The 5,387-nt window shown below is 55.3% G+C and carries 9 protein-coding genes and 1 pseudogene; 5 read left to right on the forward strand and 5 right to left on the reverse strand.

Annotated elements, in window-relative coordinates:
• Nucleotides 1–198: 198 nt before the first annotated feature.
• From H096_RS20325 to H096_RS20340, 4 genes are read right to left on the reverse strand one after another with little or no spacing between them, the layout of a single operon-like run.
• A complete protein-coding gene (locus tag H096_RS20325; RefSeq protein ID WP_016502317.1) occupies nt 199–474 on the reverse strand; it encodes a type II toxin-antitoxin system RelE/ParE family toxin in 276 nt (91 codons plus the stop codon).
• Entirely contained in the window at nt 474–746 is a 273-nt protein-coding gene (locus H096_RS20330; protein ID WP_016502318.1) for a ribbon-helix-helix domain-containing protein, read from the reverse strand. Before H096_RS20330 ends, H096_RS20325 begins: the two co-directional genes overlap by 1 nt.
• A gap of 13 nt (nt 747–759) precedes the next feature.
• Nucleotides 760–1,173, reverse strand: a complete 414-nt coding sequence (locus tag H096_RS20335) for a hypothetical protein (protein WP_033901201.1) — start codon at nt 1,171–1,173, stop codon at nt 760–762.
• Between the two features lie 6 nt (nt 1,174–1,179).
• Nucleotides 1,180–1,920, reverse strand: a complete 741-nt coding sequence (locus tag H096_RS20340) for a DUF2807 domain-containing protein (protein WP_019334897.1) — start codon at nt 1,918–1,920, stop codon at nt 1,180–1,182.
• A gap of 230 nt (nt 1,921–2,150) precedes the next feature.
• On the opposite strand from H096_RS20340, the gene H096_RS20345 reads away from it, so the two are divergent.
• The 5 genes and pseudogenes from H096_RS20345 to H096_RS20360 all read left to right on the forward strand — a co-directional run.
• Nucleotides 2,151–2,714 (forward strand): recombinase family protein, encoded by a 564-nt coding sequence (locus H096_RS20345; protein WP_019334898.1) that lies wholly within the window; start codon nt 2,151–2,153, stop codon nt 2,712–2,714.
• A gap of 33 nt (nt 2,715–2,747) precedes the next feature.
• Nucleotides 2,748–3,212, forward strand: coding sequence for a hypothetical protein (locus H096_RS20350; RefSeq protein WP_033901202.1), 465 nt, complete (start codon nt 2,748–2,750; stop codon nt 3,210–3,212).
• A gap of 10 nt (nt 3,213–3,222) precedes the next feature.
• Entirely contained in the window at nt 3,223–3,567 is a 345-nt protein-coding gene (locus H096_RS20355; RefSeq protein WP_033901203.1) for a hypothetical protein, read from the forward strand.
• Nucleotides 3,568–3,652: 85 nt separating this feature from the next.
• Nucleotides 3,653–3,808: a hypothetical protein gene (locus tag H096_RS33995; RefSeq protein WP_156717506.1), complete on the forward strand. Its 156-nt coding sequence runs from the start codon at nt 3,653–3,655 to the stop codon at nt 3,806–3,808.
• A pseudogene (locus tag H096_RS20360) lies at nt 3,808–4,562 on the forward strand (IS66 family transposase); the annotation flags it as partial. The gene H096_RS33995 and the pseudogene H096_RS20360, both read left to right, overlap by 1 nt.
• A 51-nt stretch (nt 4,563–4,613) precedes the next feature.
• Here H096_RS20360 and H096_RS20365 read toward each other — a convergent pair.
• Nucleotides 4,614–5,051 carry an acetyltransferase gene (locus H096_RS20365; RefSeq protein ID WP_014717580.1) on the reverse strand — a complete coding sequence of 146 codons (438 nt, stop codon included), beginning with the start codon at nt 5,049–5,051 and terminating at the stop codon, nt 4,614–4,616.
• Between the last annotated feature and the right edge of the window lie 336 nt (nt 5,052–5,387).

A 5,387-nucleotide genomic window follows, 5' to 3' on the forward strand; every position in this document is an offset into this window, starting at 1 on the left:
GCTAATTATATGATATTTATGGATAATTTCCAAAGTTGATGACATTGATCTATAGCCCCCTAGACTGGGCGAATTAGCACAGGAGGTTGGCCTTGGATTAGGGGAGCCTACAGAATTCGGAAAAAATCGTACGCTAAGGTTTTCTGATCAGTCGTAGGCTCGCCAGTTTGATGTATTCCGTTCCTGGCCCAGCCAAACCTATCGGTCTTCGCGGGTGTGCCACAGGCGCAGTAGGTAGATAGTGGAATCCACTATCTCGTAACGCATCTCGTAATGGCCGATCTGAATTCGGCGCACATCCCGTGGATCGAATTCTTCCAGGCGTTCGCCAATGCGCGGGTTGGCCAGCAGCGTGGAAGGTGCGGCTGTGAGTTGCTGCACTGTTCGTGCGGCGGCAGGCTGATTCACCGACGCCAGAAACTCATACAACCGGGCAATGTCGGAAAGCGCCTTGCTTGTCCACTTCAACTCCATCAGCGCGGTACCGGCAACGGAGTGTCAGTGCTGAGGCTTTCAGCCCAGGCCTGGACAGCTTGATGATCGATCACGCGACCAGCATCCACATCGGCCAATGCCTCACGGGTCAGGCGACTACGTTCTTCTTCCTGGTCTATCCAGGCGGCCAGAGCCTGCTTGACGATCCAGTTCTTGGAGCGTTCCAGGCGCTCAGCCATCAAATCGACCTTTTCGGCCAGTTGCACAGGGACGTGAGCCGTGACGGATCGGGTTTTCGCGGTGGTTGCCATGATGGGGTTACTCCTAATCAATGGTAGGTACAAGGTGCATGCTCTGCCGGCGTTCAGTAACCGCCGCTTCCGATGCCATCCGGCGCAGAGTGACGGCATGTTCGCTGGCCTGGCGGGCACCGGCCTCATCGCCATTAGTTTTGAGCTTGTTGGCCTGCCATTCAGACGCTTCAGCGCCGGCAAGTAACGACGTGGCCAGCGTTACTTTTGGACGAGACTTTTCACGCTGCTCCTGCGCGCCTCGCTGACGTTCGACAACCTGCGCGGCCTCGTTGGCCGTGATACGCAAGTTGGTGCGAGCAATGTCAAAGCCGCCATCGGCGTTTGTGGCCTCGGGCGCTTCGAGGCAGGTTTGCATCGAATCCACTGCCGTCAACAGCTTGTCGATCTGCTGCAACAGCTCGGTTCGTTCTTGGTCATTCTTCATGGAGCGTCACTTCTTCTTGAACTTGATGTCGCCTGAGCCGGCAACGGAATGGTCGCGGGTCGGCGGGTTACCGCGCACCACGATGTCACCGGAACCCGCCACGCGTGCCTTCACTGAGTCGCTGACATAGGCGTCGATATCACCGGAGCCGACTACCGACAGTTTGGCGGACGTAGCGACCAGCTCGCTGGCGTCCACGTCGCCCGAACCGGCTATCTCGGCGTCCAGAAGACCCACGCGACCAAAGGCCGTGATATCGCCCGAACCTTGGATGCCTAGATCGAGGACGGTCTGCTGAAGGTCGTACAGGGTCACGTCGCCACTGCCCTTGATGCGGATACTGGGGGCTTCAGGCAATGCGATTCCAACGATGCTTCGCCCCTTGGACTGCATAGTGACGCCGCCGTGGCGTCCACCGACATTGATCGTTCCGCCCACGAAAATGTTGCCGGTACCAGAAACGTGAATATTGCCCCCATAGCCGCTAATGGAAATGCCCTCCTGCTCGATGATCAGCTTGTCACCCTCGAAGCGGGTCTTGATGTTACGAATGGCTTCCACGTTTTCCCCTGCCACGACCAGGTGCGCTGATGACGAGCGAAAGAACACAACATCAACCGCCCCCTTGATCACAATTTTGCTAACTGGGTGGATGGGGCGCTCTTCCTTCTCGTAGTTGGCAGCACGCTCCCATGCGGAATCGCGATGGTTGGCATCCTGGTGCGTCAAAGGGCTGGATTGGCTCATCATCTATCCTTTGTGATTTATTTTGAGTGACTTTGCCATAGCTCGACTCAGGGTTAATCATAGTGAATAATAATGAGCTGTCAATCGATCCGTCAGGTTGGGCTATGCCCTAACCTGACGTCAGGACAGCCTACCCAGAAACGTCCGGATAGACTCCATCGCTTAATTTATTGACACAAGCTACGCAAGGTCATAGATTTATTCCTGACACTTTTCTGTTTGGGGGCATCTTGCAAGGTCAACGTATCGGCTACGTCCGGGTCAGCAGCTTCGACCAAAACCCGAAGCGGCAACTGGAACAGGTCGAAGTCGGAAAGGTATTCACCGACAAGGCATCGGGCAAGGACACCCAGCGCCCAGAACTTGACTCGCTGCTGGCCTTCGTGCGCGAAGGAGATACGGTGGTGGTGCACAGCATGGATCGCTTGGCCCGCAACCTCGATGACCTGCGCCGCCTTGTGCAAAAGCTGACCAGGCGCGGTGTGCGCATCGAGTTCGTCAAAGAATGCCTGACCTTCACCGGTGAGGATTCGCCGATGGCAAACTTGATGTTGTCGGTCATGGGCGCGTTCGCCGAGTTCGAGCGAGCATTGATCCGCGAGCGACAGAGGGAAGGCATCGCGCTCGCCAAACAGCGCGGAGCATACAGGGGCCGCAAGAAAGCGCTTTCGCCCGAACGCGCCGCTGAACTTCTGCAACGCGTCAAGGCCGGCGAGCAAAAGGCAAAGCTGGCCCGTGAATTTGGCATCAGCCGCGAAACGTTGTACCAGTACCTGCGCGAAATTGGAGCTTAACGTGCTTTATTTTCCGTTTTCTGAGACGACCCCTTGAAGCTCTTTCGAGAAGCTGGCCGCGCTTGGAATGCAACCACCTTGGAAGAGATGGGAGATCACCTTTTCAATTTCTGTGTAACCAATTCCTCGTTGCGGGACTGGATACTGCAATCAAAAGATGAAAAGGGGGATGCGGCTTTTCATAGTGCTTGGAGGGAAAAGGCGGATGGGCTGTTTGGCGAATGTGCCGATATAGCTAACGCCTCGAAGCACCTGGTGGTAAAGCCTGTTTCGGTCAGTGTTGGAAATCAGAAACTGTCCGCGTTAGGCCCAAATGGTGTGATCGAAGGACTTGAGAAAGAACGGCAAGCCTTTAGCATCGTTCGGTCAAGCGGCGAGGACATAGACCTGTTCATGTTTTTCTTCAAGATTTGCCGGGCATGGGAAGAGCATTTTGAAAATGATCCAACCCTTGATGCGCTCCCCTTCCATGGTGAGTTTTTGCTCACGACTGTCTAGGAAAACACTCATGAACGATATGCCCCAAGGTCACTCACCAGCCCACGATCGCAAGATTCGCTTCGGCTACGTCGTCGCTGCCAAGCTCACTTCCAGGCACTGCCTCATGGGGGTGCATGAGGACAAAGAGGTTGCTGATGCCCATCGCGACCGATTGCAGGCTTACCACGACGCCAAGCCCGAACTCGGTAATGTGGGCCAGATCAGCATCGATGACGCCTTCACCCGACGCGAGGCGTTGGCAGCATGGCGAAAAAATCATCCGTTCAGCACCTCTCTGGATCATTTTAAATGCTATGAAGTGCTCGTTGTGCCCTGGCTTGATCCGGCCATTCTGACCAATTCCGTCATCTAATCTGATCACGGAAAACGTGCGCAGCATCGCGAAACGGCTTAGGGTGTCATTTCGCCTCCAGCCGGAACCGACCTCAGGTAGACCCATGATTGATGACAGCTCCGAAAAAATAGTGATCGATGCCGGCCTGTTTAGATTTCCCGGGCAGGACTTGATGAAGAACATCAATAAGGCCTACACGCTGTATTACGACGAAACGAACAATAACCGAAGCCTAAACGGCCAGCCGAAGCGTCAGTGATCATCGAGTTGCCCATGCCGGCGCAGGTTATCGACAAAGGTATTCCGACAGCAGGCTTGCTGGCCCAAGTAATGGTGGCCAAGTTTGCCGATCACTTGCCACTGTACCGGCAGGAGAAAATCTTTGGTCGTGCCGGACTGACAATCGCTCGCTCGACCTTGGCCCGATGGGTTGGACAGACCGGCATGCGACTCCAGCCGCTGGTCGATGCGCTGCGTGAAGCTGTGCTGAACCAGGGCGTGATTCACGCTGATGAAACGCCTGTGCAAATGCTTGCGCCGGGAGAGAAGAAAACCCACCGGGCCTACGTCTGGGCCTACAGCACTACGCCGTTTTCGGCGCTCAACGCGGTGGTTTACGACTTCAGCCCAAGCCGTGCTGGCGAACATCCGCGCAACTTCTTGGGTGACTGGAACGGCAAGCTGGTCTGCGATGATTTCGCTGGCTACAAGGCTGGATTTGAGCAAGGCATCACTGAAATCGGCTGCATGGCCCACGCCCGTCGCAAGTTTTTCGATCTGCACGTGACGAACAAAAGTCAGCTGGCCGAACACTCGGACGTTCGAACTGGTTATTTGCCGGGTCGCTACGTAGCGGTAAGCGGGCGGCTGCAATCATGAGCCTGATCCAGTCGGCGCGTATGAATGGACATGATCCCTATGCCTATCTCAAGGATGTGCTGACACGGTTGCCGACACAGCGAGCCAGTGAGGTCGGGCAATTGCTACCGAATCAATGGATGCCGTCCTACTGAATAATGAATCGCCCCGAAGCAGAAGCGTAGGAGCGATTCACTACTACAGCTCTAGCCGGGCAGGCTCAAGTGCAGCAAGGGGAAGGGGCGGCCCTCGCCATCCAGCGGAGAACGACCTGTTTGAACAAAACCGTAATGTAAATAGAACCCTACCGCTTCGGGGTTCTGTTCATTCACATCAACACTCATCTGACTGCGCGAACTGCGGGCATGATCCAGCAGTGCGCGGCCAATCCCTTTCCCTCGCAGATCTGGTTCGATGAAGAGCATCTCTACATGATTTTCATTGAGCCCGATGAACCCTAGCGGGCAGTCCTCGGCATCTACCGCAACCCATAGTTCGACAGCGGGTAGGTAAATATCGCGGAGCTGAGGGAGTAATGCCTCAATATCGGATTCTTGCAGGAAGTGATGTGTGGCGCGAACGGAGCGCAGCCAGATGTTGAGCAGTTGCGGATGGTCGGCGTTAGTAGCCTGACGAATGATCATAGAATCATCCTTAACACTTGATATCGGAAATGAGGCGCGCTACTAGATAGCGACCGTATAAGTGGCGGCAACTGTATGACCGCTTCGCGATTTAACGCCTGGGCGGTTCACGGCAGAGGTAGCCGGAAAGGAGGGAGGAATGACGATACTGAGAGGCTTTTGGGGTCTCAATAAAAAATTACGGAAGGGATTGTGGATGAAGCATACCTGACAGATGGTGGCCGGGCCGGTAGGGATCTCACGCGGGACGCTAGAACCGGATGATGTCAGGAGCTTATGGTGACTTACCCGGACGCTTAGAGCGCCAGTTAAAGCTGGCGGAGGATAGTCGATGAA

Origin of the sequence: Pseudomonas sp. FH1, assembly GCF_000510895.2 — a bacterium.
Lineage (GTDB): Bacteria > Pseudomonadota > Gammaproteobacteria > Pseudomonadales > Pseudomonadaceae > Aquipseudomonas > Aquipseudomonas azotoformans_A.

Excerpts from the sequence above, each read along its gene's own strand:
- H096_RS20325 (WP_016502317.1), bottom strand. The coding sequence starts at position 474 with ATGGAGTTGAAGTGGACAAGCAAGGCGCTTTCCGACATTGCCCGGTTG.
- H096_RS20330 (WP_016502318.1), bottom strand. The coding sequence starts at position 746 with ATGGCAACCACCGCGAAAACCCGATCCGTCACGGCTCACGTCCCTGTG.
- H096_RS20335 (WP_033901201.1), bottom strand. The coding sequence starts at position 1,173 with ATGAAGAATGACCAAGAACGAACCGAGCTGTTGCAGCAGATCGACAAG.
- H096_RS20340 (WP_019334897.1), bottom strand. The coding sequence starts at position 1,920 with ATGAGCCAATCCAGCCCTTTGACGCACCAGGATGCCAACCATCGCGAT.
- H096_RS20355 (WP_033901203.1), top strand. The coding sequence starts at position 3,223 with ATGAACGATATGCCCCAAGGTCACTCACCAGCCCACGATCGCAAGATT.
- H096_RS33995 (WP_156717506.1), top strand. The coding sequence starts at position 3,653 with ATGATTGATGACAGCTCCGAAAAAATAGTGATCGATGCCGGCCTGTTT.
- H096_RS20365 (WP_014717580.1), bottom strand. The coding sequence starts at position 5,051 with ATGATCATTCGTCAGGCTACTAACGCCGACCATCCGCAACTGCTCAAC.